The sequence below is a fragment of the Micromonospora echinaurantiaca genome (assembly GCF_900090235.1).
GTDB lineage: Bacteria > Actinomycetota > Actinomycetes > Mycobacteriales > Micromonosporaceae > Micromonospora > Micromonospora echinaurantiaca.
Genome location: NZ_LT607750.1, coordinates 976757 through 999388, shown reverse-complemented (window position 1 = coordinate 999388; position 22632 = coordinate 976757). Strand labels below are relative to the sequence as shown.

The window sequence follows — 22632 nt, the reverse complement described above, 5'->3', positions numbered from 1 at the left end:
TGATTCCGCGGCGTCCGGCGGCAGACGGGCGAGATCGCACCAGGGGAATGAAGGAGTCTTAAGAGATGCCGGTATCGGTCACCATGCCCCGGCTCGGCGAGAGCGTCACCGAGGGCACCGTCACGCGCTGGCTCAAGCAGGAGGGCGACACCGTCGAGGTCGACGAGCCGCTGCTCGAGGTGTCGACGGACAAGGTCGACACCGAGATCCCGTCCCCCGCGGCGGGCGTGCTGAGCCGGATCGTGGTCGGCGAGGACGAGACTGCCGAGGTCGGCAGCGAGCTGGCGGTGATCTCCGGTGAGGGCGAGGCCGCCGGCGGCGGCGAGGCCGCCCCGCCGCAGGAGCAGCCGGCCGAGCAGGCCGCCGAGGCGGCCGCGGAGCCGCAGGCCGAGGCCGAGCAGCCGGCCGTCGAGGAGCCGGCGCCGGCCCAGGCCGCCCCGGCGCCGTCGGGCGGAGGCACCCCGGTCACCATGCCGGCCCTCGGCGAGAGCGTCACCGAGGGTACGGTCACCCGCTGGCTCAAGCAGGTCGGCGAGACCGTCGAGGTGGACGAGCCGCTGCTGGAGGTCTCCACCGACAAGGTGGACACCGAGATCCCGTCCCCGGTCGCCGGCACCGTGCTGGAGATCAAGGTCGCCGAGGACGAGACCGCCGCGGTCGGTGCGGAGCTGGCCGTGATCGGTGCCGCCGGCGCGGCTCCGGCCGAGGCGAAGCCCGAGCCGAAGCCGCAGCCCGAGGCGAAGCCGGAGCCCAAGGCGAAGCCGGAGCCCAAGGCCGAGGCCAAGCCCGAGCCCAAGCCGGAGCCGAAGCCCGAGCCGCAGGTGCAGGAGCCGACGCCGGGCCTGTCCTACAACGAGCCGGCGGCGGAGGCCGAGATCGCTGCCCAGCCGGCGCAGGCCGAGCAGCGGGCCACTCCCCCGGCCCCCACGGCGACGCCGCAGCGCCCGTCCGCGCCCGCCCAGGGTGGCGGCGAGGAGGCGGCCGGCTACGTGACCCCGCTGGTGCGCAAGCTGGCCAGCGAGCACGGCGTCGACCTGTCCTCGGTGAACGGCACCGGCGTGGGTGGCCGGATCCGCAAGCAGGACGTGCTGGAGGCGGCCGAGCGGGCCAAGGCGGCGAAGGCGGCTCCGGCGCAGCCCGCCCCGGCGGCGGCCCCGGCCAAGCCGGCCGCGAAGCCGACCCCGAGCACGAAGCGGGGCACCACTGAGAAGCTGCCGCGGATCCGCGCGGCCATCGCCAAGCGGATGCACGAGTCGCTGCACGAGATGGCGCAGCTCACCACGGTGGTCGAGGTGGACGTCACCAAGATCGCCAAGCTGCGGGCCCGGGCCAAGGACTCCTTCCTCCAGCGGCACGGCGTGAAGCTGTCCTTCCTGCCGTTCTTCGCCCTCGCCGCGGTCGAGGCGCTGCAGACGTACCCGATCGTCAACGCGCGGATGGACCTCGAGGGCGGGACGATCACCTACCCGGACGCGGAGCACCTCGGCATCGCCGTGGACACCGAGCGGGGTCTGCTGGTGCCGGTCATCCACAACGCCGGTGACCTGAACCTGGGCGGGATCGCCAAGCGGGTGGCCGACCTGGCCGAGCGCACCCGGACCAACAAGATCAGCCCGGACGAGATCGCCGGGGCGACCTTCACGCTGACCAACACCGGCAGCCGGGGCGCCCTGTTCGACACCCCGATCGTGCCGTCGCCGCAGTCGGCGATGCTCGGCACGGGTGCCGTGGTCAAGCGCCCGGTCGTGGTCAACGACCCGGAGCTGGGCGAGGTCGTCGCGGTCCGGTCGATGATCTACCTGGCCCTCTCCTACGACCACCGGCTGATCGACGGCGCGGACGCGGCCCGCTTCCTGGCCGCGGTCAAGGAGCGGCTGGAGGCCGGCAACTTCGAGGCCGAGCTGGGCCTGTAGTTCGGTAGTACGCGAAAGGGCGCCCCGGTGACCGGGGCGCCCTTTTCGTCGTCTCGGCGGGCGGTCAGGCCGCCCGCAGGGTCTCCTCCGAGACCTGCCAGAGCCGCCCGGCCGCCTCCGGGTCCCGGGCGTACGGGGCGTAGCCGGTGCGGGTGCCCGGCTGGTTCGGGCCGGCCTCCTGGCAGTCCTCGAAGTAGCGGCCGCCGACGCCGTTCAGCAGCGGCGACGTGGCGACCAGCACCGAGGTGGCGGCGCCCCGCTCCGGGGTCTTCCACTGCGCGGCCCCGCCGCCGCTCTGCGCCCGCATCCGGGCCAGGTCCTCGTCGCTGACGTAGCGCTGCAGGTTGGTCCGGATCGCGCCCGGCATCAGCGCGTTGACCAGGATGCCGTCGTCGGCCCAGCGTCGGGTCGCGTCCACCGCGAAGAGCACGTTGGCCGTCTTGGACTGCCCGTACGCCAGCCACGGGTCGTACGGGCGGCGCTCGAAATGGATGTCCTCGAAGACCACCGGCGAGCGCAGGTGGGCGGCCGAGCTGACCGAGACGACGCGCGCGCCGCCGGCCGCGGCCAGCGACCGGTGCAGCCCGGTGGTCAGCGCGAAGTGGCCCAGGTGGTTGGTGGCGAACTGCATCTCCCAGCCCTGCGGGGTGCGCATCTCCGGGGAGGCCATGATGCCGGCGTTGTTGACCAGGATGTGCAACGGGCCGTCCCAGGTCGACACGAAGGTGGCCACCGACGCCAGGTCGGCCAGGTCGAGCGGGGCGACGAGGACCCGGTCGTTGCCGGTGCTGCCGGTGATCTCCGCGGCGGCCCGCTGGCCGGCCTCGGGGTTGCGTACCGCCAGGGTGACGTCGGCTCCGGCGGCGGCGAGCGCGCGGGCGGTCTCCACGCCGATGCCGGAGGCGCCGCCGGTGACGACGGCTCGCCGCCCGGCGAGGTCGATGCCCCGCACCACCTCCAGGGCCGTGCTCTCGCTGGTGAAGGGCGTGTTGACAGGTGTGCTGGTGGTCATGATCCGTCCTTGTCCGGCCCGGCGCGGACCCGCACCCGGCCGCTACGATGAGAAGCGGAGGATCCTCCGTTACGACCGAGGCTAACCGGAGGAGCCTCCGTTTGCCAACCGGCCCCGCGGGCGTGAACGCCGGCCTGCGGGCCGTGGACGCCGGCCTGCAGGCCGTGGACGACACCAGGAGGAGCCGTGCCGGAGATCGCCCCCCGACCGTTGCGCGCCGACGCGCGACGCAACCGCGAGCGACTGCTCGACGCCGCGGTACGGGCGTTTTCCCGACCCGGCGCGGAGGTAACCCTGGACGCCGTCGCCAAGGACGCCGGGGTCGGCATCGGCACCCTCTACCGCCACTTCCCCACCCGGGAGGCGCTGGTCGAGGCGGCGTACCGCAACGAGTTGGCCAAGCTCTGCGACTCGGCGGAGGACCTGCTCGGGCAGTTGCCGCCCGATGCGGCCACCCGGGCCTGGATGGACCGGTTCGTCGACTACCTCGCCACCAAGCGCGGCATGGCCGACGCGCTGCGGATGGTGATCGTCGCCGGCAGCAACCCGTACGCGCAGAGCCGCGACCGGCTGATCGCCACGCTCACCCGGCTGCTCGACGCGGCCGCCGCGGCCGGCGCGGTGCGGCCGGACGTCCGGCCGGAGGACGTGCTGGCCGGGCTGAGCGGGGTCTCCCTCGCCGCCGGTGAGCCAGCCCAGCGGGAGCAGGCGAGCCGACTGCTCGATCTGTTGATGGACGGACTGCGGTACCGGTCCCCGGGCTGAGCCGGATTTCGCCTCCCCGGTGGTGGGCGCGCTGCGACAGTGGGTTGATGGGCGGAGACCGGCGGCGCGGACGGTTGGGCCCGGCCATCTCGATCGCCCCCGGCGCCCGGGTGGACCGGTTCGAGGTCTTCTTCGACCTGGTCTTCGTCTTCTCGTTCTTCATCATCACCCGGGCCACCGCGATGGACGTCACCGGCCGCAGCCTGCTGCACGCCATGCTGGTGCTCGCCGTGCTCTGGTGGGTCTGGGTGGTGCACTGCGTGGTGGCCACCCGGGTCCGGCTCGGCGAGGGCTTCGTCCCCGCGCTGATGGTCCTCGCCATGGCGGCCCTGTTCTGCTTCGCGCTCTCGCTGCCCCAGGCGTTCGGCCCGACCCAGGAGATGGCCGCCGGGCCGATGGTGGTCGCGATCAGCTACCTGGTGATCCGGGCCGTGCACCTGCTGCTCTACTGGCACGTCGCCAAGGAGCGGCCCGGCGAGCGCCGGCTGCTGCTGAAGTACTCGCCCGAACTGGTGGCCAGCACGCTGCTGCTCGTCGGCGCCGCGCTGATCCCACCGCTGATCGACGATCCCGGCCTCGCCGACGGGGTGCGGGACGGCCTCTGGGTCAGCGTGGTCGTGCTCCAGTACGGCATGGGTCTGGTCGCCGGGGCCTGGGGCTGGACGGTGACCTCGGCGGAACACTGGACCGAGCGGTACGACCTCATCCTGATCATCGCCCTGGGCGAGTCGGTGATCTCGGTCGGCGTCGGCAGCAACCTGCTCGGCCAGCCGCCGACCTGGCCGGCCGTCGCGGCGGCGGTGCTCGGCATCTTCTTCACCGCCGCGCTCTGGTGGGCGCACTACGACGTGGTCGGGCCGGCCGCCCGGATCGCGCTGCACGTGGCGAAGGGCCGCTCCCGGGTCGCCATGGCGCGGGACGCCTACGCCTACTTCTACCTGGTGATGATCGCCGGCATCATCCTGTTCGCGCTGGGCGCCGAGGAGATCGTGCACGACATCGCCGACCCCGACGTGCCGCTGTCCGAGGCGCCGCACGGCCCGGGCGTACCGCTGCTCTTCGGCGGGGTGGCCTGCTACCTCTCCGCCAACATGCTCTTCCAGCTGCGCACCCTGCGCACGCTCTCCTGGAGCCGGCTCGGCACGGTGGTGCTGCTGATCGCCGCCATCCCGGTCGCCGGGCGGCTGCCCGGGCTCGCCGCGCTCGCCCTGCTGACCGCGATCTGCGTGGGGCTGGTGACCGTAGAGGTGGTGGTGCTGGCCGACTCCCGGCGCGCCCTGCGTGACGTGGTCTTCCAGGAGAAGGCCGAGCACGAGGCGCACGAGGCCGCCGTCCGCGCCCGCTGGCACGACCACGCCGAGCACGAGCCCTCCACCTGAGCCGCGGGTCTGCCGGTAGCAGAAACGGGGTGGTTCGGCTGGCCACCCGGGGCGGACGGGCGGCAGGGTGGGCGAATGGCGATCTTCTCCCTCCAGGCCCAGCCGACCGACGGCCCGGGCTGGCTGGACCTGGCCCGGCGGGCCGAGGCGGCCGGCTACGACGCGCTGCTCGCCGCCGACCACCCCGGCGCGGTCGCGTCGCCGTTCGTCGCGCTGGCCGCCGCGGCCGCGGTGACCTCCACGATCGGCCTCGGGTCGTACGTGTCGAACGCCGGTGTCCGCGAGCCGATGCTGCTCGCCTCGGACGTGGCCACCCTCGACCTGCTCTCCGGCGGCCGGGCGCGGCTCGGTCTCGGTGCCGGTCACACGCCGGCGGAATGGCGCGGGATCGGCCGCGAGCGCCCCGACGTCGCCGGTCGGGTCCGCCGCTGCGTGGCCGTCGCCGAGGCGGTCCGGGCCCTGCTCGACGGCGACGAGGTCACCGTCGACACCCCGGAGCTGGCGATGCGGGCGGCCCGGCTGGAGACCCCGCGCCCGGTACGGCGGATCCCGCTCACCTTCGGCGGGGCGAACTCCACGCTGCTGCGCTGGGCGGGCGCCCACGCCGACGTCGTCGGGCTGGCCGGGCTGGGCCGTACGCTGCCCGACGGGCACCAGCACGAGGTGCGCTGGCGGGCGGCGGAGATCGAGCACCAGTTGGCGTGCGTGGCCGCCGGGGCGGCCGGGCGGGCCGAGCCGCCGGCGCTGGAGGCGCTGGTGCAGCAGGTCGTGGTGACCGACGACGCCGAGGCGGCCGCCGCGAAGACCGCCGAGGAGACCGGCTTGACCGTCGCCGAACTGCTGGCCACCCCGTTCGTGCTGATCGGCACCGAGGACGAGATCGTCGCGGCGGTCGCCGAGCACCGGCGCCGCTGGGGCGTCACCCGCTTCGTCGTACGCGTCGACGCGCTCGACCCGCTCACCCCGGTGCTGGCCCGCCTGGCCAGCACCGGGTGAGTGATCGGCCCTTCGGCCCTCAGTCCGCACCTGTCGGGCAGCTCCACAGCACCGGCTTGTGCCCACTCAGACCGGCGACCTGCGTGCCTTCGTCGTTGAGGGCAGCGGCGGAGGTGTTCGTCGAGGTAGCGGCGCACCAGGATCCGGTGCACATATCCGTCGAGGTTCTCGACCCTCCTGATCTTCGACCAGCGCAAGTAGACCGTCACCAGGGCGGACTGCACGATGTCGTCGGCGCGATGCACGTCACCGCACAGCAAGTACGCGGAACGCCGCAGCCTGCTCAGCGCCACCGAGACGTACTCGACGTACTCCTCGTCCTCTGCTGCCGACAACTGGACTCCTCTCTTCGGCACCCTTCTATCGGCGCCGCACCAGGATCCGGTTGTCGGCCAAGGTGGAAATTCTGCCGTCTTCCCGGCGGGATTGTGGCGGTGGAGCGTGATACCTCTGAGTCATATTGATGCCTCAGAGGTATCGACACGATCAGAGCGGCCGCCGGGCCGGCACCGGTCGTCGTCGCACGCCCGCAGGTGGCCGGCGGTCCGCTAGGTTGACTCCCTCAAGATCTGTTCCGGGGGGGTGGCCAGTGACGACAGCGTTCGACGACCACGAACGGTCCCGCTGGGCAGGGCGTGCCGCGGCGTACCAGCGCAGCTTCGCCGCCCTCTGCGCCCAGCCGGCAGCGTCGTTGCTGGACGCCGCCGGCGTCGTCGCCGGCACGCGGGTGCTGGACGCCGGGACCGGGACCGGGACGGTGGCCGCGCTGGCGTGCGCCCGCGGCGCCACCGTCATCGCCGTGGACGCCGAGCCCAGCATGGTGGCGGCGGCCCGCCGGCGGGTCCCCGCGGCCGAGGAGGTGCGGCAGGCGGCGCTGCCCCACCTGCCGTTCCCTGATGACCACGTCGATGCGGCCGTCGCCAACTTCGTGCTCAACCACGTGGGGGATCCCGCGGCAGCGTTGGCCGAGTTGCGCCGCGTGGTGCGCGCTCCGGGCCGGATCGCGGTGACCATCTGGCCGTACCCTCAGCCGCCGCTTCAGCGGCTCTGGGGCCAGGTATTCGACGCGGCGGGCGTCGAGCGTCCGGCGGTGATGCCGAGGCTCGATGCGGACAAGGACTTCCCGCGCACCGCCGAGGGCGTGTCCGGCCTGCTGACCGGGGTCGGGCTGGCCGACGTGCGGTGCGAGACGCTCAGCTGGGTGCACCGCACCGACCCCGAGGACTGGTGGAGCGGCCCGGTCAACGGCATCGGCGCGCTGGGGCTGCTGATGGAAAACCAGCCACCGGACGCGGTCGCCCGCATCCGCGCCCAGTACGACCGCCTCACCGCCGACTTCCGCGCCGACGGCGGCCTCCTGGCCCTCCCCACGGCGGCCCTGCTCGCCTCGGCCGCAGTCAGATAACGCGTCACCACATGATCGTCTGATGGCGGGCAGGGCGCAGGGCGGGATCAGCCCCTGCTGAGCGTCATCCGATTAGCGGGGGGCAGGCCGTTCACAGGCGGTCGTAAAAGCGGATCTTCTCGCGGAGGTGGTCGTACTGGCGCTGGAGCAGGCGCATCTGCTCCTCGACCCGCTCGGCGTGCCGCAGGAGCAGCGCCTTCCGCTCGTCGGTGGTGTGGTCGCCCGCCCGGGCGAGTTCGGCGTAGCGGCACATCTCGGCGATCGGCATGCCGGTGTCGCGCAGGCAGCGGAACAGCACCAGCCAGCTGAGGTCCTCGTCAGTGAAGACCCGCCGCCCACCCGAGGTGCGGCCGACGCCGCTGAGCAGGCCGATCTTCTCGTAGTACCGGAGGGTGTCGAGGCTGAAGCCACTGCGCCGGGCGGCCTCGGAGGGTGCGTAGCCGGACATGGCGGCAGCGTAACGCTTGACCTGGAGCGCGCTCCAGGTTGAAGGCTTGGCACATGACGATGACACGGACACTGGGTCGCAGCGGAATCGAGGTCAGCGCGCTCGGCATGGGGTGCTGGGCGATCGGTGGACCACTGTGGGGCGACGGGGGCCAGCCGTTCGGCTGGGGCGAGGTCGACGACGACGAGTCCGTCCGCACCATCCACGCCGCGCTCGACGCAGGCGTGACGCTCTTCGACACGGCCAGCAACTACGGCGCCGGGCACAGCGAGCGGATCCTCGGCCGGGCGCTCGCCGGCCGCCGAGACCGGGCGGTGATCGCCACCAAGTTCGGCAACCGCGCCGACGAGGCGTCCCGGCGATGGACCGGCACCGACGCCAGCCCCGCCTACTGCGTGCAGAGCCTGGAGGAGTCGCTGCGCCGGCTCGGCACCGACCACGTCGACCTCTACCAACTGCACATCAACGACCTGCCGGCCACCGCCGCGCTCGACCTGGTCGACACGCTGGAGGACCTGGTCGGCCAGGGCAAGATCCGGGCGTACGGGTGGAGCACCGACAACCCCGCCTCGGCGGAGGCGTTCGCGCAGACCGGCCCGCACTGCGCGGCGATCCAGCACGACCAGTCGGTGCTGCTGGACAACGCCGCGACGCTGGCCGTCTGCGAGGCGTACGGCCTGGCCAGCCTGAACCGCGGGCCGCTGGCGATGGGGCTGCTCACCGGCTCGACCCGGGCGGTCGGGCGGGACGACGTACGCGGGATGGCGCCGGAGTGGCTGGTGTGGTTCACCGACGGGCGGCCGACGCCGGCCTGGGCGGCCCGGGTCGAGCAGATCCGGGCGGCGCTCACCGCTGACGGCCGTACCCTCGGCCAGGGCGCGCTCGGCTGGCTGCTGGCCCGCAGCCCGCGGACGGTGCCGATCCCGGGCTGCCGCACGGTGGCCCAGGCCGCGGAGAACTTCGCCACGCTCGCCCTCGGCCCGCTGCCCGACGACGCGTACGCGGAGGTCGAGCGACTGCTGGCCGATCTGCGGCAGCCGTCACCGGTGGGCTGAGAGAAGCTCCACCCGACTCAACGCATCCGGTTCGCCGCCCGTATCCGAAGATATGAGCATGCGGATCCTGATGGCCGGCGCGTCCGGCTTCCTCGGCACCCGCCTGGCCGACCGGCTCGTCGCCGACGGGCACCAGGTCACCCGGCTGGTCCGGCGTCCACCCCGCGGCGCGGACGAGCGGCAGTGGAACCCGTCGGCGGCGCAGCTCGACCCGGCGGTGGTCGGCGAGTCCGACGCGGTGGTCAACCTGGCCGGCGCCGGGGTCGGCGACCGGCGCTGGAACGACGCGTACCGGCAACTCATCCGGTCCAGCCGGGTGGACACCACCACCACGCTGGCGATCACCATCGCCGGCCTGCCGGCGGCGGACCGGCCGAAGGCGCTGCTCAACGCGTCGGCCGTCGGCTGGTACGGCGACACCGGCGACCAGGCGGTGGAGGAGGACGCGCCGGCCGGCGAGGGCTTCCTGGCCGACGTCTGCCGGGTCTGGGAGGCCGCCACCCGGCCGGCCGAGGACGCGGGCGTACGGGTGGTGCGGATGCGGATCGGGCTGCCGCTGCACCGCGACGGCGGGATGCTCAAGCCGCAGCTGCTGCCGATGCGGCTGGGCATCTCCGGCAAGCTGGGCAGCGGCCGGCAGTGGTGGCCCTGGATCTCGATGGCGGACTGGCTGGCGGCGACCCGGTTCCTGCTCGACTCCGACACCGTCGCCGGACCGGTCAACGTGGTCGGTCCGGCGCCGTCGACCAACGCCGAGTTCACCCGCGAGCTGGCCCGGCAGCTGCACCGCCCGGCGTTCATGCCGATCCCGGCACTGGCGCTGAAGGTGGTGCTCGGCGGCTTCTCCGTCGAGGCCCTCTCCAGCTCCCGCGTCCTCCCCGCCGCCCTCACCGCCGCCGGCTTCACCTACCGCCACCCGGACCTGGCCAGCGCCCTCCACGCCGCCCTCACCGAATGAGTTGATCATGAAGCTGTTGCCGCGACGCGCCGGTGCGGCGGGCAACAACTTCATGATCAACGCTTCAGGCCGGGTGGAGTGGGTCAGCAGCCGATTACCCAGTGGTTGGGGGCGGTCTGCTTGAGGGTGGTCGTGTAGAAGGTGTTGTAGAGGCCCATCCGCTGGTTGGAGCCGTTGGCGTAGGCGTAGCCGCCGGAGTGGTAGGCGCGGCCGGCGGTGACGTGCGCGTAGTTGCTGGCGGTGACGCAGGTGGGCGGGGTGGTCGGGCTGCTGGTCGGGCTGACCGTGGGGCTGGTGGTCGGGTCGGTGCCGCCGCCGTTCAGGCCGAAGAAGACCGCGTCCCGGTAGGACGAGCAGATGGTGTCCAGGAAGTACGCGGCGGCGCTGCCGCACTGCTCGGCGCCGGAGCCGGGGTCGACCGGGGTGCCGTGCCCCATCCCGGAGACCCGGTAGAGGCGGACGTCGTCGTTGCCGTACACCTCGAGGCTGGTGCCGCCGGTGAGCGACGCGGTGCTGGTCGGGGTCTGCGAGACGCCCCGGACGTTGGTCCACTGGTCGCGCAGCTCGACCGCGTTGGCCGGCACCACCGTCGAGTCGGAGGTGCCGTGCCAGATGGCCACCCGCGGTCGGCTGCCGGAGTAGCCGGGGTGGGCGGCGCGGACCAGGTCACCCCAGGCCGCCGGGGTCTTGTTCACCCCGCTGTACTGGCAGGTGCTGGTGGACGCCGGCGGCGAGCAGCGGTACGGCAGGCCGGCGATGACCGAGCCGGCGGCGAAGACGTCCGGATAGGTGGCGAGCATGACGGCGCTCATCGCCCCACCGGCGGAGAGCCCGCTGACGAAGACCCGGCCGGGGTCGGTGCCGTAGGTGTTCTTGGCGTGGTCGACCATCTGCTTGATCGACAGCGCCTCGCCCTGGCCCCGGGTGATGTCCCCCTCGACGAACCAGTTGAAGCAGCTCAACGGCTGGTTGGCGCTGGACTGCTGCGGCACGATCAGGGCGAACTTCCACTGGTCGGCGTACTTCTGCCAGCCGGAGTTGGCGAAGTAGCCGGCGGCGTTCTGGGTGCAGCCGTGCAGCAGCACCACGGCCGGGGCGTTCGCCGGCAGGTTGTCCGGCCGGTAGGCGTACATGGCGAGGTTGCCGGGGTTCGAACCGAAGCCGGCGACCTGGGTGAGGCTGGCGGCCTGGGCGGGTGCGGCGACGGTCAGCGCCGCCGCGGCGACGAGTACGGCCCCGGCGACAGCGCCGGTGAGCCGGGCGAGCAGGGATGGAGAGCGGCGCACGGGGGCCTCCTGTCGGGGAATGTGAACTGGGTCACCCGCGAATTGCCGCGACGTTACGTCGATGAGTCGACGGTGTGACATGGGGCACGTTCACACATTCACTGTCGTCGAGATGTGCGCCAGCAGCCCCCGCAGCGACCGCGAGCAGGCGTTCCGCTTGGTCGGCCCGCCGGCTTGAGAGGACGCCCCCGACACCGCGCCGCCCAGCTTTCGGGTCTGACCGGCGTGTCCAGGTCCGATTGGTAACGTCCGCTGCGTGCCGATCTCCCCGTCTCTGGCGCCCTCGCCCGCCTCGCCGCCGCGCGTCGCCCGCGACCGGCGGGCCGACCTGTACGTGGCGCTGGCCGCGCTGGCGCTCGCCCTCTGGGTGACCAGCGGTCTGTGGCGGAACCCGAACGTCCGCACCATCACCGTCAACTCCAGCGACCAGGCGCTGTTCGAGTGGCTGCTGGCCTTCGGCGGGCACGCGCTGACCCACGGGGAGAACCCGTTCTTCACCTACCTGATCAACGTGCCGGACGGGGTGAACCTCGCGGTCAACACGTCGATCACGGTGTACGCGGCGGTCTTCGCCCCGCTGACCTACCTGATCGGGCCGCCCGCGACGTTCCTGGTGATCCTCACCCTCAACCTGGTCGCCACCGCGCTGGCCTGGTACTGGCTGCTCTCCCGGCAGCTGGTACGCAGCCCGCTCGCCGCCGCGGTCGGCGCGCTGTTCATCGCCTTCTCCCCCGGCATGGTCTCGCACGCCAACGCCCATCTGAACTGGACCGCCGGTTGGCTGGTACCGCTGCTGGTCTGGCGGGTCTTCGCGCTGCGCCGCCGGGAGCACCTGCTGCGCAACGGGGTGGTGCTCGGCGTGCTCGTCGCCGTCGCCTTCTCCATCGCGGCCGAGGGGCTCTTCTTCACCGCGCTCGCGCTCGGCGTCTTCCTCGCCGTCTGGGCGCTGCACCCGGCCCGCCGCGCCGAGGCCCGGGCCGCGCTGCCCAACCTCCTGCGTGGGCTGGCGGTCACCGCCGTGGTGGCCGGGGTGCTGCTGGCCTACCCGCTCTGGCTGCACTTCGCCGGCCCGCAGCGGTTCCACGGCACCGGCTTCGACGCGGTGATCCACTCCGAGGACGTGGTGTCGTTCGGGGCGTACCCGCGCCGCTCGCTGGCCGGCGAGGTGGGGCTGGGCAGCTGGCTGGCGCCGAACCCGACCGAGGAGAACTCGTTCTTCGGCGTACCGCTGCTGGTGCTGGCGGTGGCCTGCTTCGTGGCGCTGTGGCGGCGCGCGGACCCGGGCCGGCGGGCCACGCTGTGGGCGATCGGCGTGACCGCTGTGGTCTTCACCGTGCTCTCCTTCGGGCCGGAGGCCAAGGTCGACGGCCGCCGCACCGACCTGCCGATGCCCTTCGACCTGGTCGGGCAACTGCCGGTGGTGAACGCCGCCCTGCCGGCGCGGCTGGCGCTGGTGGTGACCCCGATCATCGGGCTGCTGCTGGCGTACGCCGTCGACCAGTTGCGGGCCCACGCGCCCCGGCGCCGATCGACGCGGCTGGCCTGGGGCATCGGCTTCGCCGCCGCGCTGGTGCCGCTGGTGCCGACCCCGCTGCTGACCGTCGAGCGGGAGCCGATCCCGCGGTTCATCACCGCCGGCACCTGGCGGGAGTACGTCTCGCCGGGCGGGGTGCTCACCCCGGTGCCGCTGACCCTGGACATCTACCCGGACGGCCAGCGCTGGCAGGCGTACGCCCTCGCGCATCGGCAGGGGGAGTTCGCCATCCCGTCGGGGTTCTTCCTGGGACCGGGCGGGCCGGACGGCCGGGGCCGGATCGGCCCGGTCCCCCGCCCGTTCGGTGCGCTGGTGGACCAGGCCGGCCGGTACGGCCTGGTGCCGATCATCACCGAGGGCTCCATCACCGAGGCCCGGGCCGACCTGCGGTACTGGCGCGTCGAGATCGTGGTGCTGCCGGACCGGGTGCACGGGGCGAAGTTCGACGTGCACGAGGACGCCGTGCGCCGCACCGTGACCGCGCTGCTCGGCGAGCCGCAGCGGGTGGACGACGTTTGGCTGTGGCGGGTCCCGCCGGCCTGATCGCGCCCGTCGGCCCCGACCGCGCCCCGCCGGCGTCACCGGGCGGGAATGGCGCTCGGACGGCCGCCGGGACGTGGCCCGCGGTGAGCCGGCTCACCCCAGGTGACCGGCGAGTACGGGTCTAGGCTGGACGCGTGACCACGACGACCCCCGGCCTCACGGCCGTCCGCGCCGGTGTCCTCGACTACCAGGCCGCCTGGGACGAGCAGCGCCGGCTGCATGAGTCGGTGGTGGCCGGCGAGCGCGGCGACACCGTGCTGCTGCTGGAGCACCCGAGCGTCTACACCGCGGGCAAGCGGACCGAGCCGTGGGACCGCCCGCTGGACGGCACCCCGGTCGTCGACGTCGACCGTGGCGGCAAGATCACCTGGCACGGTCCGGGGCAGCTGGTCGGCTACCCGATCCTGCGCCTGCCCGACCCGGTGGACGTGGTCGCCTACGTCCGCCGCACCGAGCAGCTGCTGATCGACGTGTGCGCCGAGTTCGGGCTGGCCGCCGGCCGGGTCGAGGGGCGCAGCGGGGTGTGGGTGCCGGCGGACGACCGGGGCCCGGCCCGCAAGGTCGCCGCCATCGGCATCCGGGTCGCCCGCGGGGTGACCCTGCACGGCTTCTCCATCAACTGCGACTGCGACCTGGGCCACTTCGACCGGATCGTGCCGTGCGGCATCCGCGACGCCGGGGTCACCTCGCTCACCGCCGAGCTGGGCCGCCCGGTCACCGTGGCCGACGTGCTCCCGGTGGTCGAGCGCCGGCTGCCGACGCTGCTGGCCTGACCGCCCGTGGCCGCCCGGATCGACCTGGTCACCCTCGTCGTCGCCGAGTACGACCCGGCGATCGCGTTCTTCACCGAGGTGCTCGGCTTCGAACTGGCCGAGGACTCGCCGTCGCTGACCAACGACGGCCGGCCCAAGCGCTGGGTGGTGGTCCGCCCGCCCGGCGGCGGCACAGGGCTGCTGCTCGCCCGCGCCGACGGCGACCGGCAGCAGGCGGCGGTGGGCGACCAGGTCGCCGGCCGGGTCGGTTTCTTCCTCCGGGTCGACGACTTCGACGCCACCTACCGCCGGATGGTCGAGGCGAAGGTGGAGTTCGTGAAGCCCCCGCGCACCGAGCCCTACGGCCGGGTAGCCGTCTTCCGCGACCTCGCCGGCAACCCCTGGGACCTCCTAGGCCCCACCTGAACCCCACCCCCGCCCGCCACCCCGCCCGTCGATCATGAGGTTGACGGCGGAGTCGATCTCCTGCACTGCCGCCAACCTCATGATCAACGGGAGACGGGCGCTACGGGGTGAGGCGGTGGAGGTCGCGGGGGAAGGGGGTGGCCTGGCGGATGTTGGGGAGGGTCAGGAGGCGGGCGACGAAGCGTTCCAGGCCGATGGCGAAGCCGCCGTGCGGCGGCATGCCGTGGCGGAACGCGTCGACGTAGCCCGCGTACGGCTCGACCGGCTCACCGCGGGCCGCGAGCGCGGCCAGATAGTCGGCGTGCCGGTGCAGCCGCTGCCCGCCGGTCACCAGCTCCAACCCCCGGAACAGCAGGTCGAAGCCGTTGGAGTAGGCCGGCCGCGCCGGGTCCGGGTGGGTGTAGAACGGCCGCTTCGCCATCGGGTAGCCGGTGACGAAGAGGAACTCGCAGCCGTGCTCCCGCCGCGCCCACTCCCCCAGCGCCCGCTCGTGCGCCGGGGCCAGGTCCGGCTCGTCGGCCGGCGCGCCGGCGATCTTCAGCGCCTCGGTGAAATGCACGGCCGGGATCTCCGCCGGCACGTCCGGCACCGACACCCCGAGGGTGGCCAGCGCCCCACCGGCGCGCTCCCGCACCGCGTCGAGCATGCCGGCCAGGGTGTGCCGCAGCACGGCCATCACGTCCCGGTGGTCGGTGACGAAGCCCAGCTCGGCGTCGAGCGAGGTGTACTGCGCCAGGTGCCGGACGGTGTCGTGCGGCTCGGCCCGGAACACCGGCCCGACCTCGTAGACCCGCTCGAACACGCCCACCATCAGCTGCTTGTAGAACTGCGGCGACTGGGCCAGGTACGCGGGCCGGTCGAACCAGTCCAGCGCGAACACGTTCGCCCCGCTCTCGGTGGACGAGGCGACCACCTTCGGAGTGTGGATCTCCACGAAGTCCCGGGCGTCGAGCGCGGCGCGGAAGCCCGCCACGGCCGCCGCCGAGACGCGCAGCGCCGCCGACCGGGTCGGGTGGCGCAGCGCGACCGGCGCGTGGTCGAGCTGGGTGGGCAGGCTCGCGGTCAGCTCCGGCCGGTAGAGGTCGAACGGGGGCGGCGCGGCGGGCGGGCCGAGCGGTCGTACCACCGGCGCGGTGACCTCGACCCCGGCGGGCGCGGTGGCGTTCGCGACCGCCGTGCCGGTGACCTCGACGACGGTCTCCTCGGTCAGCGCCGCCAGGTGGGCGCGCACGGCCGGGTCGGTGACCACCACCTGGGCGAGCCCGGCGGCGTCCCGGACGATCAGGAAGGCCACCGACTTGAGCAGCCGGCGGCGGTGCACCCAGCCGGCGATCCGGACAGGTTCGCCGACATGGGCGGAGAGTTGGGCGGAAAGGATGCGTTGCACGGCGGTTACCTCCTCGATCAATCGCAACGCGATCCCCAGGGAGGCGTGGGCGAGCGGGATCCTCGCGGTGCCACCACACCTTCGCCCCCGCGAGCGGGGGCCTCGTTTCGTCGCCTTTTCACCGGGGCCAGCCGGGCGGGGTCTAGTGGGCGCGCGAGCGCCGTTCTTCCCGCGGCTCGGGAGGGTCTTCGCGGCCCGGCGCCAGACCGCCTCGCAGCAACCGGCGGCTCTCTTCAACTGGCGGATCGGCCCGTTACTCGGCTCCGTCACAGCGTTGCCGGGCACGGTAGCAGGTCGGCCGGCCCGGATGTGACGCCTTTTCCGGAGCGGCGGGTGTCCACCGTCACAACCCCCGCGGCGTGACGCCGGTCGCCCGACGTACATCGACGGCGGCCGTCGGGCGTAGGCTCGGATTCGTGACGATCGAGCACTCCGCGCCGACGACCGGCCCGGCCGCGCGTACCGCGACGCCCGCCCCCGAGGGGCGGCGCATGCTGCGGATCGAGGCGCGCAACGCCGAGACGCCGATCGAGCGCAAGCCGCCGTGGATCAAGGTCAAGGCCAAGATGGGCCCGGAGTACACCCAGCTGCGCGGGCTCGTCTCGCGCGAGGGGCTGCACACCGTGTGCCAGGAGGCCGGCTGTCCCAACATCTACGAATGCTGGGAGGACCGGGAGGCCACCTTCCTCATCGGTGGCGACCAGTGCACCCGGCGCTGCGACTTCTGCCAGATCGACACCGGAAAGCCGGCCGAGTTCGACGCCGACGAACCGCGCCGGGTCGCCGAGTCGGTGGCCGCGATGGGCCTGCGCTACGCCACCGTCACCGGCGTGGCTCGCGACGACCTGCCCGACGGCGGCGCCTGGCTCTACGCCGAGACCGTGCGGCAGATCCACGCGCTCCAGGCCGGCTGCGGCGTGGAGCTGCTGATTCCTGACTTCAACGCCGACCCGGAGCAGCTCGCCGAGGTGTTCGGCTCCCGGCCCGAGGTGCTCGCGCACAACGTCGAGACCGTGCCGCGGATCTTCAAGCGGATCCGCCCGGCGTTCCGCTACGAGCGCTCGCTGGACGTCATCCGGCAGGCCCGCGCCGCCGGCCTGGTCACCAAGAGCAACCTGATCCTGGGCATGGGCGAGGAGCGGGCCGAGGTCTCCCAGGCGCTGCGCGACCTGCACGAGGCCGGCTGCGAGCTGATCACCATCACCCAGTACCTGCGCCCCTCCCCCCGGCACCACCCGGTCACCCGCTGGGTCAAGCCGGAGGAGTTCGTCGAGCTACGCGAGGAGGCCGAGGAGATCGGCTTCGCCGGGGTGATGAGCGGGCCGCTGGTGCGCTCGTCGTACCGGGCCGGCCGGCTCTACCGGCAGGCCCTGGAGGCCCGCGAGGGCGCCGCGGTGGGCACCGCCGGCTGACCCGCCGGCACCGCTGCCCGGCCACCCGCCGGGCAGGTGCCATGATCGGCCCATGACCACGGGGGTACGCCAGCAGCGCCGCGCCGCGCCGTGCGCGCTGCCGGGCACCCGGTGGACCCGGCTGGCCGGCCCGCTCACCGTGGCGGCGATCGTGGCCGGGGTCGGCTACCGCCTCTGGCTGCTGCTGCACGACACGCCGCCGACCAACAGCGACGAGGCCACCATGGGCCTGGCCGCGCTGCACATCGCCCAGGGCCGCCAGTTCCCGGTCTGGTTCTACGGCCAGGAGTACATGGGGCCGCTGGAGGCGTACCTGGCCGCGCCGGTGTTCGCGCTGGCCGGGCCGTCCGTGCTCGGACTGCGGCTGCCCACCCTGGCGCTGTACGCGCTGTTCGTGCTGCTCGCCTGGCGGCTGACGCTGCGGCTCACCGGGGACCGGTGGTTCGCCCTGCTGGTGGTGGCGCTGCTCGCGCTCGGCTCCGACCGGATCGTCAAGAACCAGCTCATCGCCGGTGGCGGCTACCCCGAGATGAACCCGGCCGGGATGGCGCTCGCCCTGCTCGCGTACGACCTGGCCGCCGGCCGGCCGGGCCGCCGGCTGCCGCGTTGGGCGGCGTGGGGCTTCCTGGCCGGGCTGATGGCCTGGGTGGACCCGCTGGTGCTGCCGTACGTGGCGGCCACCGGGGCGGTGCTGCTCGGGTTCCGCTGGGGCGAGCTGCGCGGCCCGGCCGGCGCGCTGCTCGGGCTCGCCGCCGCGCTCGGCGCCGCGCCGCTGCTCGGGCACAGCCTGCTGACCGGCCGCAACCCGCTCGCCGCCGTGCTCGCCGCCGGCGGCGGCGACCAGAGCGCCGGCTGGGCCGACCGGCTGCACGGCGCGCTGGTGCTCGGCCCACCGCTGGGCATGGGCTTCTGCTCGCCCAGCCACTGCGCCACCTGGCAGCTCTGGTGGGCCGCGGCCCTGCCGGTGCTGCTCGCGGCGGCCGGCGTCACCGCCTGGCGCACCCTGCGCACCCTCGGCGCCGAGCCGGCCGCTCCCGGTGGTCCGCCCGCTGCCGCACGATCCGGCGCGGCAAGGTCGGCGTTCGGCGCGGGCAGCAACCGACCCGCCGGATTGGGCCTGGGCGGGACCGACGCCCCCGGTGAACGGCGCCGTTGCGACGCCGACGGGGATCCGCGGGTGGGGGCGGCAATCCGGCTCGCGCTCGTGCTGGGCGGTGTCGCCACGCTCGCCGTCTACGCCGTCAGCAGCGCCGCCGGACGGACCCCGGTGGAGAGCTCGCGCTACCTGTCCTGCCTGCTGATCTCCCTGCCCGCTCTGCTCTGGCCGCTCTGGACCGCCGCTCGGGGCGCTGGCTGGGGGGCAGGCGCCGGACGGGACGTGTCCGGGTCGGCCGGGTCGGGCAGGCGGGCTGGCGTGCTCCGGGTCGCGGCGGTCGGCGTACTCGCGGCGACCGCCGGCACCGCCGTCGTCGCCACGGCCGGCGCGATCGGCACCGCCCCGGCCGCGCAGGCCGCCGAGGCCCGGCACACCGCGCTCGTGGCCGCGCTGCGCGAACGCGGCGTCCGGCACGTCTACGCCGGCTACTGGACCTGCAACCGGCTCACCTTCGCCAGCGCCGAGGACGTGGTCTGCGCGGTTATCGACGACGACCTGAGCCCCGGCCACGACCGCTACCTGCCGTACCGGCGGGCGGTGCGGCAGGCGGCGGCTCCCGCCTGGGTCGCGCCCGTCGGCTCGCCGCTGGCCACCCGCCTCGACGATCGGACCCGCGCCGAGCCGGGCCGCCTGACCCCGGTCACCATCGACGGCTGGCGCATCTACCTCCCCCACCCCTGACCCCCCCCCGGCCGCCCGCTCGTTCACGGAAAGAGTGGCTGTTCCGCGCGGAATGGCCACTCTTTCCGTGAACGTGCGCGTCATTCTGCGGAGGGGTCAGCGGGTGGCGGGTTCGGCGAGGAGGCCGAGGCGGTGGGCGAGCGCGGCGGCCTCGACCCGGTTGCTCACGTCCAGCTTGGCGATGATCCGGGAGACGTGCACGCTCGCCGTCTTCGGCGAGATGAACAGCTCCTCGGCGATCCGGCTGTTGCTGTGCCCCTCGGCGACCAGCCGCAGCACCTCGCGTTCGCGCAGGGTGAGCAGGTCGGCGCCGGGGCGGCCCCGGGTCGCGCCGCGCAGCCCGACCCGGCGGGCCAGGGTGGCCGCCCGCTCGGCCAGCGGCGGCGCACCGAGCCGGTCGGCGATCGCGGCGGCCTCGGCCACCGCGGTCGACACCTCGTCCCGCTCGCCGGCCGCGGCGGCCGCCTCGGCCAGCGAGAGCAGAGCCCGGCCGAGCGGCCAGGGCTGCCCGTCGGCGCGCCACGCGCTCACCGCCGTCCGCCACGCGGCCAGCGGGTCGTCCCCGGCGGCGACGGTGGCGGCCAGTTCGGCGGCGTGCGCCCGCTCGGCGGGGAACCGGACCGGTACGTTCGTGGCGAGCGCGGCGACCCGGGCGACCAGCGACCCGTCGTCGAGCTGCCGGGCGGCCCGGGCCAGCGCGGTCAGCACCGGCCAGGCGTACCGGGGGCAGCCGGGCAGGTCGGGGTCGACCAGCGCCGCCTCGGCCGCGCGCCGCGCCTCGGTACGGTCGTCGGCGGCCAGCGCCACCTCCAGCCGCAGCTCCAGCAGCGGCAGCCGTTGGTGCGCGTGCAGGTAGGGGCGGTTCAGGAAACTCAACGCCCGGCCGACCGCCTCGTCCGCGCCCGGGTGCCCCTGGGCCAGCCGCTGCCCGGCGCGCAGTTGCAGCCAGTGCAGGCCGGAGACGCCCGGCGGGTCGATCCGGGCCGCCTCGGCGCAGATCTCCTCGGCCTCCGTCCACCGACCCAGCGCGAGCAGCGCCTCGGCCTGGTTGGACAGCAGGTACGCGCCGGTGGACCGGCTGATCCCGACCCGGCGAGCCTCGGTCACCCCGTCCGCGGCGGCCTGCGCCGACTCGGCGTACCGGCCGAGTTCGTAGAGCACGTCGGAGCGGTAGACCAGCGCGGTGACCAGGCTCTCCGCGTTGCCGGCCGCGCGGGCCAGCCGCTCGGCGCGGTCCACCTCGGCCAGCCCCAGGTCGGCCGAGCCCTGCCGGTGGCAGAGCACCGCCAGTTGCACCGGCAGCAGCATCTGGTCGATCCCGGACTCCTGCGCCGCGGCCAGCACCTCGGCCGCCAGTCGGGTGCCGTCCACCGGGTCGATCCGGGCGAGCTGGGCGGTGATCCCGGCGAGCAGCCGCAGCCGCTCCGGCCCGTCCGGCACCCGCCCCGCCAGCCGGTACGCCTCCCGCAGCTCGGCGGCACCATCGGCCTTGCCGAGCATGGCCAGCATCCGGGCGTGCCGGTCGAGCAGCCCGGCGGCGCGCAGCGGCTCGGCGTCGGCGTCGACCTCGGCCAGCGCGGCCCGGGCCAGGGTGAGTGCCCGCTTGTAGTCACCGGCGGTGGTGGCGGCGGCCAGCGTCTCCTCCAGCACCGCCAGGTGGTCCATGCCGAGCCGGTCGGCCGCGTCGGGCACCAGCTCCCACAGCTCCAGCACCCGTTCCAGCAGCCGGCTCTGCTCCGCGTACGCGTACCGCTCGCCGGCGGCGCGGGCGGCGGCTCGGGCGGTCACCAGCGCCCGGGGGTGGTCGTGCGCGGCGTACCAGTGGTGGGCGATCTCGGCCGGCGCGCGGCCGGCGGGAACCAGGTGCGGCTGCGCCTCGATGGCGGCCGCGAACCGGGCGTGCAGCCGGGCGTGCTCGCCGGGCAGCAGCTCGTCGTGCACCGCCTCGCGGACCAGCGCGTGCCGGAACTCGTAGTCGCCGTCCGGGTCGGCCACCACCAGCTGGGCGGCGACGGCGGCGCGCAGGGCGTCCTCCAGCTCCGCCTCGGGCAGGCCAGCCACCTCGGCGATCAGCTGGTGGGCGAAGCGGGTGCCGCCGGCCGCGGCGATCCGGAGCACCCGCTGGGCCGCGTCGGGCAGCCGGTCCACCCGGGCCAGCAGCAGGTCGCGCAGGGTGTCGGGCAGCGCGGCGCAGCCGATCGGGTCACCGGCGGCGGCCAGTTCCTCGATGAAGAAGGGGTTGCCCTGGGTGCGGTCGTGCACGTCGTCGACGGCCCGGGCGGCCGGCTCGGCGCCGAGCAGGTCGGCCAGGATCGCGGCGGTCCCGTCCCGGTCCAGGCGACCCAGCTCGACCCGCTCGACGCCGCGGACGCGGTCCAGCTCGGCGAGGAAGGGGCGCAGCGGGTGCCCGCGGTGCAGTTCGTCGGTGCGGTAGGTGCAGACCAGCAGCAGCCGGGCGGTGCGGGCGGCCCGGACCAGGAAGCCGATCAGGTCCCGGGTGGACCGGTCGGCCCAGTGCAGGTCCTCGATCACCAGCACCAGCGGCTGCGCCGCGGCGAGCCGGTGGAACAGCCCGGCGACCAGGTCGAACAGGTAGCCGCGCGGGGCGTCGGAGGCCGGTACGGCAGCGGGCGCGGCGACCCCGACGGGGACCCGGGCCAGCTCCGGCAGCAGTCGGGCGAACTCCGCCTCGTATCCGTCGAGGACGGCGGGGCCGTCGTGGCGCAGCACGTCGCGCAGCGCGGCGGCGAACGGCGCGAACGGCAGGCCCGCCTCGCCCAGCTCCAGGCACTGGCCGACGAGCAGCCGCGCCCCGGCGGCGGTGGCCAGCCCGCCGAACTCCTCCAGCAGCCGGGTCTTGCCCACCCCGGCCTCGCCGCCGACCAGCACTGTGGTCGGCTCCCCGGTGCGCGCCCGGGCGAGGGCGTCGCGCAGGGCCGTCAGCTCGCTCTGACGGCCGACGAGGACGGTGCTGGCGGCGCGTACGGTCACGGCTCCGAGCATGCCACGGCCGGCGCCGCCGCCGTCCACGGCGATCGACCGGCCGGCCGCCGGCGGGTGGCCAGCCACTCCCGTCTCGGCGGGCCGGTCCGGCGCCGGTACGACACCGGCCGCCGGCGAGTGGTCACCGGCGGCCGGGGTCGTGGGGCCGGCGGCCGGGCGGGCAGCGCCGGCCGCCGGCGGGGCGGGGGCGGTCACCGGCGGGCGTCGTCGGTGCGGCCCGCCTGGTGGCGGCGACCCAGCCAGCCGCGTCCGCCGCGGCGGGCCAGTGACCGGGCGAGCCGGTCGGCGGCCGCCTCGGCACGCAGCTCGGCGGCGTGGGTACGGTGCAGGGAGAGGATGAATTCCGCGTCGTTGCCGAACATGTCGGGCTCCTGTCGTGCGTCTCGGTCATCTGCTGACCTTGACTCTCCGCGCGAAGGTGGCCCCGGGGCATGGGCACGCTGCCTGATCTTCGCCCGCTTCCCCTCCTTACGCCGGCGCTCACCCGGCCGGTCGGCGGCGTAAGGTACTCAGCCCACCGA

18 protein-coding genes and 1 pseudogene are annotated in these 22632 nt (G+C 74.4%); 12 read left to right on the top strand and 7 right to left on the bottom strand.

Translation table 11 applies throughout. From position 1 onward, the window contains the following. Nucleotides 1-65 precede the first annotated feature (65 nt). Complete coding sequence (gene sucB, locus GA0070609_RS04690) at nucleotides 66-1913, top strand: 2-oxoglutarate dehydrogenase, E2 component, dihydrolipoamide succinyltransferase (RefSeq protein WP_088992653.1); 1848 nt, start codon at nucleotides 66-68, stop codon at nucleotides 1911-1913. Nucleotides 1914-1977: 64 nt separating this feature from the next. Here sucB and GA0070609_RS04685 read toward each other — a convergent pair whose 3' ends face one another. Then, the gene (locus GA0070609_RS04685) at nucleotides 1978-2925 is read right to left on the bottom strand and encodes an SDR family NAD(P)-dependent oxidoreductase (protein ID WP_088992652.1); all 948 of its coding nucleotides are present in this window, start codon (nucleotides 2923-2925) and stop codon (nucleotides 1978-1980) included. Between the two features lie 186 nt (nucleotides 2926-3111). Here GA0070609_RS04685 and GA0070609_RS04680 point away from each other — a divergent pair, with 186 nt between their 5' ends. The 3 genes from GA0070609_RS04680 (at nucleotide 3112) to GA0070609_RS04670 (ending at nucleotide 6065) form a co-directional block, all read left to right on the top strand. After that, nucleotides 3112-3690, top strand: a complete 579-nt coding sequence (locus tag GA0070609_RS04680; protein ID WP_331716915.1) for a TetR/AcrR family transcriptional regulator — start codon at nucleotides 3112-3114, stop codon at nucleotides 3688-3690. Between the two features lie 47 nt (nucleotides 3691-3737). Further along, nucleotides 3738-5069, top strand: coding sequence for a low temperature requirement protein A (locus GA0070609_RS04675; RefSeq protein WP_088992651.1), 1332 nt, complete (start codon nucleotides 3738-3740; stop codon nucleotides 5067-5069). 75 nt (nucleotides 5070-5144) lie between these two features. After that, nucleotides 5145-6065, top strand: coding sequence for a TIGR03621 family F420-dependent LLM class oxidoreductase (locus GA0070609_RS04670; RefSeq protein ID WP_088992650.1), 921 nt, complete (start codon nucleotides 5145-5147; stop codon nucleotides 6063-6065). 116 nt (nucleotides 6066-6181) lie between these two features. Here GA0070609_RS04670 and GA0070609_RS34785 read toward each other — a convergent pair. Continuing rightward, a pseudogene (locus GA0070609_RS34785) lies at nucleotides 6182-6358 on the bottom strand (RNA polymerase sigma factor); the annotation flags it as partial. Between the two features lie 296 nt (nucleotides 6359-6654). Between GA0070609_RS34785 and GA0070609_RS04660 the strand changes: the two are divergent. Continuing rightward, on the top strand, nucleotides 6655-7470 hold the full coding sequence (locus tag GA0070609_RS04660) for a class I SAM-dependent methyltransferase (protein ID WP_231928535.1): 816 nt from the start codon (nucleotides 6655-6657) through the stop codon (nucleotides 7468-7470). 91 nt (nucleotides 7471-7561) lie between these two features. Here GA0070609_RS04660 and GA0070609_RS04655 read toward each other — a convergent pair whose 3' ends face one another. After that, nucleotides 7562-7918 carry a MerR family transcriptional regulator gene (locus tag GA0070609_RS04655; protein WP_088992648.1) on the bottom strand — a complete coding sequence of 119 codons (357 nt, stop codon included), beginning with the start codon at nucleotides 7916-7918 and terminating at the stop codon, nucleotides 7562-7564. Nucleotides 7919-7971: 53 nt separating this feature from the next. Between GA0070609_RS04655 and GA0070609_RS04650 the strand changes: the two genes are divergently transcribed. Together GA0070609_RS04650 and GA0070609_RS04645 are read left to right on the top strand one after the other, a co-directional pair. Further along, a complete protein-coding gene (locus GA0070609_RS04650) occupies nucleotides 7972-8973 on the top strand; it encodes an aldo/keto reductase (protein ID WP_088992647.1) in 1002 nt (333 codons plus the stop codon). 58 nt (nucleotides 8974-9031) lie between these two features. Next, nucleotides 9032-9931 (top strand): TIGR01777 family oxidoreductase, encoded by a 900-nt coding sequence (locus GA0070609_RS04645; RefSeq protein WP_088992646.1) that lies wholly within the window; start codon nucleotides 9032-9034, stop codon nucleotides 9929-9931. An 83-nt stretch (nucleotides 9932-10014) separates the two neighbouring features. On the opposite strand, the gene GA0070609_RS04640 is transcribed toward GA0070609_RS04645, so the two are convergent. Then, on the bottom strand, nucleotides 10015-11217 hold the full coding sequence (locus GA0070609_RS04640; RefSeq protein ID WP_088992645.1) for an extracellular catalytic domain type 1 short-chain-length polyhydroxyalkanoate depolymerase: 1203 nt from the start codon (nucleotides 11215-11217) through the stop codon (nucleotides 10015-10017). A 256-nt stretch (nucleotides 11218-11473) separates the two neighbouring features. On the opposite strand from GA0070609_RS04640, the gene GA0070609_RS04635 reads away from it, so the two are divergent. From GA0070609_RS04635 to GA0070609_RS04625, 3 genes are all read left to right on the top strand, one after another. Further along, entirely contained in the window at nucleotides 11474-13294 is a 1821-nt protein-coding gene (locus tag GA0070609_RS04635) for a DUF2029 domain-containing protein (protein ID WP_088992644.1), read from the top strand. 134 nt (nucleotides 13295-13428) lie between these two features. Beyond that, entirely contained in the window at nucleotides 13429-14067 is a 639-nt protein-coding gene (gene lipB, locus GA0070609_RS04630) for a lipoyl(octanoyl) transferase LipB (RefSeq protein WP_088992643.1), read from the top strand. 6 nt (nucleotides 14068-14073) lie between these two features. Continuing rightward, the gene (locus GA0070609_RS04625; protein ID WP_088992642.1) at nucleotides 14074-14472 is read left to right on the top strand and encodes a VOC family protein; all 399 of its coding nucleotides are present in this window, start codon (nucleotides 14074-14076) and stop codon (nucleotides 14470-14472) included. Between the two features lie 100 nt (nucleotides 14473-14572). Here GA0070609_RS04625 and aspS read toward each other — a convergent pair whose 3' ends face one another. Continuing rightward, nucleotides 14573-15859, bottom strand: a complete 1287-nt coding sequence (aspS, locus tag GA0070609_RS04620; protein ID WP_088997495.1) for an aspartate--tRNA(Asn) ligase — start codon at nucleotides 15857-15859, stop codon at nucleotides 14573-14575. A 359-nt stretch (nucleotides 15860-16218) separates the two neighbouring features. On the opposite strand from aspS, the gene lipA reads away from it, so the two are divergent. Next, nucleotides 16219-17271, top strand: coding sequence for a lipoyl synthase (gene lipA, locus GA0070609_RS04615; protein WP_167178772.1), 1053 nt, complete (start codon nucleotides 16219-16221; stop codon nucleotides 17269-17271). Between the two features lie 52 nt (nucleotides 17272-17323). Then, complete coding sequence (locus GA0070609_RS04610; RefSeq protein ID WP_088992640.1) at nucleotides 17324-19108, top strand: hypothetical protein; 1785 nt, start codon at nucleotides 17324-17326, stop codon at nucleotides 19106-19108. 96 nt (nucleotides 19109-19204) lie between these two features. Here GA0070609_RS04610 and GA0070609_RS34780 read toward each other — a convergent pair whose 3' ends face one another. Further along, on the bottom strand, nucleotides 19205-22306 hold the full coding sequence (locus GA0070609_RS34780; protein WP_269459273.1) for a helix-turn-helix transcriptional regulator: 3102 nt from the start codon (nucleotides 22304-22306) through the stop codon (nucleotides 19205-19207). Next, nucleotides 22303-22473, bottom strand: coding sequence for a hypothetical protein (locus tag GA0070609_RS33510; RefSeq protein WP_172899290.1), 171 nt, complete (start codon nucleotides 22471-22473; stop codon nucleotides 22303-22305). The genes GA0070609_RS34780 and GA0070609_RS33510 overlap by 4 nt, the downstream gene beginning before the upstream one ends. Between the last annotated feature and the right edge of the window lie 159 nt (nucleotides 22474-22632).

What these genes read in the sequence shown, in the direction of transcription:
- GA0070609_RS04610 (WP_088992640.1), top strand. Translation starts at nt 17,324, where the DNA reads ATGACCACGGGGGTACGCCAGCAGCGCCGCGCCGCGCCGTGCGCGCTG.
- GA0070609_RS04685 (WP_088992652.1), bottom strand. Translation starts at nt 2,925, where the DNA reads ATGACCACCAGCACACCTGTCAACACGCCCTTCACCAGCGAGAGCACG.
- GA0070609_RS04650 (WP_088992647.1), top strand. Translation starts at nt 7,972, where the DNA reads ATGACGATGACACGGACACTGGGTCGCAGCGGAATCGAGGTCAGCGCG.
- sucB (WP_088992653.1), top strand. Translation starts at nt 66, where the DNA reads ATGCCGGTATCGGTCACCATGCCCCGGCTCGGCGAGAGCGTCACCGAG.
- GA0070609_RS33510 (WP_172899290.1), bottom strand. Translation starts at nt 22,473, where the DNA reads ATGTTCGGCAACGACGCGGAATTCATCCTCTCCCTGCACCGTACCCAC.
- GA0070609_RS04675 (WP_088992651.1), top strand. Translation starts at nt 3,738, where the DNA reads ATGGGCGGAGACCGGCGGCGCGGACGGTTGGGCCCGGCCATCTCGATC.
- GA0070609_RS04670 (WP_088992650.1), top strand. Translation starts at nt 5,145, where the DNA reads ATGGCGATCTTCTCCCTCCAGGCCCAGCCGACCGACGGCCCGGGCTGG.
- GA0070609_RS04655 (WP_088992648.1), bottom strand. Translation starts at nt 7,918, where the DNA reads ATGTCCGGCTACGCACCCTCCGAGGCCGCCCGGCGCAGTGGCTTCAGC.
- GA0070609_RS04645 (WP_088992646.1), top strand. Translation starts at nt 9,032, where the DNA reads ATGCGGATCCTGATGGCCGGCGCGTCCGGCTTCCTCGGCACCCGCCTG.